The 3022-nt window shown below is 62.9% G+C and carries 4 protein-coding genes; all 4 read right to left on the bottom strand.

What is annotated here, in order from left to right:
• Positions 1 to 383, bottom strand: a 383-nt coding sequence (locus AC1DT2_RS19440) for an AMP-binding protein (protein ID WP_477298118.1), incomplete at its 3' end; no start/stop codon positions are given.
• On the bottom strand, positions 383 to 1120 hold the full coding sequence (locus AC1DT2_RS19435; RefSeq protein ID WP_477298116.1) for a thermostable hemolysin: 738 nt from the start codon (positions 1118 to 1120) through the stop codon (positions 383 to 385). The genes AC1DT2_RS19435 and AC1DT2_RS19440, both read right to left, overlap by 1 nt.
• 160 nt (positions 1121 to 1280) lie before the next feature.
• Positions 1281 to 1694 (bottom strand): hypothetical protein, encoded by a 414-nt coding sequence (locus tag AC1DT2_RS19430; RefSeq protein WP_477298115.1) that lies wholly within the window; start codon positions 1692 to 1694, stop codon positions 1281 to 1283.
• Positions 1695 to 1781: 87 nt separating this feature from the next.
• Positions 1782 to 2882, bottom strand: a complete 1101-nt coding sequence (locus AC1DT2_RS19425) for a porin (RefSeq protein WP_477298114.1) — start codon at positions 2880 to 2882, stop codon at positions 1782 to 1784.
• Between the last annotated feature and the right edge of the window lie 140 nt (positions 2883 to 3022).

The following is a 3022-nucleotide window of genomic DNA, read 5'->3' as shown; positions in this document are numbered from 1 at the left end:
GTGTAGAGATGCAGTTCGGTGTGGGCAATCACGACAGTCTCGTGACGCGAGACGCGGGATAGGGGGACGCCGTAGTCCGGACGATCCGTGATCAGAAGGTCCGGTGCCGCGTCAGTCAGCAAGTGCGCGAGCTGCTCGTCGCTGAAGAAAGACGGCACCGGTATGGCGACTGCGCCGCATGCGGCGATGGTCAGATCGACAACGGCCCACGGAATACCGTTGTCCATCATCACGGCAACGCGCTCGGCGGCAATGCGCGAACCGACTTGCGTGATCGCCCGGGAGAGCTGGCGATAGGTCATGGTGGAGACGGTATCTTCGAGCGCCACCTTCTCCGGTTGCGCGAGCGCATGTCGCTCGAGTTTCTTCAGGATGGTTCGCATCAGGCACCTCCGCAAGGTGAGGCGCGCAGGGACCACCCCGGGGCGGCACTTTCCCGACTATCACGGAGAAGGGCGCGCAGCCGTGGTTGCGATGCGCCTATATGTCGACGCAGCTTCCTTTGACCGGCGTCGATGTTGCCCACGCAGACGACCGGGTTCGCGTGGTAATAGTCGCCCCACTTACGTCCGCCATCGGCAAGGCGCGAGGCGCGTGCGCTGGTGAGTGCGATGGGATGCAGCCCGAGCCGGTGGAACGCGTTGAAGAGGAGACGCGTTGCCGTAAACAGCACCCAGCGATAACCTCGTGCATGCAGGTGCTGCGTGGTGGCGGAGATTAGCCAGCGCGTATCGCCGGGCATATCGAGGGCCAGGTGTCCCACTTCGACGAGTTCGTTGCGTTCGATGTGGACGCCCAGCCGATCGGCGATCATCTGCTGCGCCGGGTGGGCCAGGTACTGCTCCGAAAACAGCGTGCCTTCGAGGCCGCCGCGAAAGCCGACGACGGCCCGGTACTGCATGGTGTCGCGGAAGCTGAGCAGGGTCGGATGAAATTCGCTTACGTCCGCGCCATACCGCCGTTCGAAGATGCGATGGACAAACGCCTCGGCGTGCTTTCGATCAGGGTGACTTTCACCAAGGACATCCACACGCACGGGGCGGCGCAGTTCAGCGAGCAACGGCTCCACGGTTTCGAGCACGCAAGGATCGGACGGTTGCGGCAGCGGGGGCAGGGACATCGGGGATCGCTCGCTGGGAGGAGATGCCCCTTACCAGTGCGATATTCGTGCCACCGAACTATCCTGTTGAATGTGATAGGAATAACTTTGAATTTACCTGCGCTGCAGGCCCTCCTTTCTTGCAGTGCGCACGAATTGTCTGCAAGAAATGTCGGGTGAATCAGGGTGCGGCAGTGCGGTCCGAACACAGGCCCGTCTCGCCGATCGTCGGCGGCAACGGAACCAGCATCACGACGCGGACGCTCGCGTCGGCATGGCACGAAGCGACATAGCCGACGGCGCCGGGGGTCGCCGCTACGAAGCGGATAACCGCTTCGTCCGAAGCCAGTACATACGGTGGGCTTACACCCTGGAAGTATTGTTTATCCCAGTAATCCTGCATCGGTCGCTCCGACATGTGCAGTATGGTTTTAGTAAAAGCATCACGCAGCGGGGAGTCGGCAGGCAGGTTGACGGGCGTGAGCTTGACGCCGTCGCTGTCGATGAAGATGCGCTTGAGATAGACATTGCGAAGCGTGTCCCGGTCGAACGACAGACGGGGCGCCGTCGGCGCCGAGATCACGGCAAGCTGCACCTGTGCCGCCCAGGCGGCCTGRCTCCCGAGAGCCAGCCCCCAGAGCAAGAGCACAACGCGTGCGGTGCTGCGACGCATGGGCATACGTCAGAACAACACCGAGACGGACGCCAGCCAGCCGGCAGGGACGATTTCGCCGTCCTGGCCATTGCGATGCTCCAGTTTGAGGACAAGGCCCGGGATGGGGCGATAGTTGATGGCCTCGGTCCGGACGATCGACGTCGTGTCCGGTACGGACGTGTGATACCGCTCGACACGACCGATCAGGTAGAGATGGGACGCAATGGGAAACCCCGCTTCGACGAAGCCACCACGTTCGCTGGAAAGCGGCGATGCACCGGTGCGATAGATGGCTTCGCCGGTGAGTTCCACGTACCGCGTGGTCCAGGTGAAGTCGATGCCCGTGAGTTGGTAGTCGTGTCGGGGTTCCTGCAGTTGGTAGGTTACGTAAGACCCGCCTACGGTGAGGCTGTCGCCCGCCAGGTGGTACAACACGCGACCGCCGTACGCGTGGAGGAAGTTGTTTCGCGGGCTGCGGTCGCCGGTGTAGTCGGTAAAGGCATCGTCAGCGTCCTGGCCCACGCCGAGGTTCTTGCTGTCGTCTGCAAAGACCCAATAGTCGAGATCCCGGCCTTTCAAGGTGACTGTTCCGAATGCCATCGCACCTGCTGCATGGCGGGCGAACGCGGCCGAGGTGGATAGCGGGCGGGAGACCGTCCAGGTCAGTGGGTCAGCGTGAACGAGGTTCCATTCGCCGATTGGCGTAAGAAACTTGCCGAAACGGAACGTGATGGCCGGCGTCGCGTGGAAATCGGCATAGAGCCGCTCGATGTCGACCTCCGCATGGCCTCCGCCGTTCTGAGCACCTGTCACGTTCGTGGTGCGGGACGTCGCCAGTTCGGTGAAGAACTGCCAGCGGCTGCCCAGGTCCTTGGTGACGAACAGACTGACGTCGCGCAGGCTCGAATCCGCGCGGGAGCCTTCCAGGTCGAAGAAGTGCACGTCGGCATAGCCGCCGATTCGCAGACCCTGGCCCGGGAAGTAAAGCCCCTGGCCAAGCGAGTAGGGCGCCGGCTGCCATGTATCGACCTCCGTCGTGTCGGCTGCGCGAGAGCGTGGCGCGATGACGAGGGCCGCCACGAGAGCGAACACGCCCAGGACCAGGGGACGATGCGGATGCCGGCTCATGGAGATACCTTCAGGGGCGAAACGTGGACGGACGGAGGATGGCATAAGCTACGCCCGATTCTGCGACACTGACGCAGGCATTCCCAAAGCTGACCCGCCTTGACGACACGATCGGCCCTCTTCAGGCTCCTGTTCTGGAC

The sequence above is a fragment of the Luteibacter sp. P4_E6 genome, assembly GCF_056401535.1.
This window is presented reverse-complemented; position numbering and strand designations above follow the sequence as displayed.

Excerpts from the sequence above, each read along its gene's own strand:
- AC1DT2_RS19435 (WP_477298116.1), bottom strand. The coding sequence starts at position 1,120 with ATGTCCCTGCCCCCGCTGCCGCAACCGTCCGATCCTTGCGTGCTCGAA.
- AC1DT2_RS19425 (WP_477298114.1), bottom strand. The coding sequence starts at position 2,882 with ATGAGCCGGCATCCGCATCGTCCCCTGGTCCTGGGCGTGTTCGCTCTC.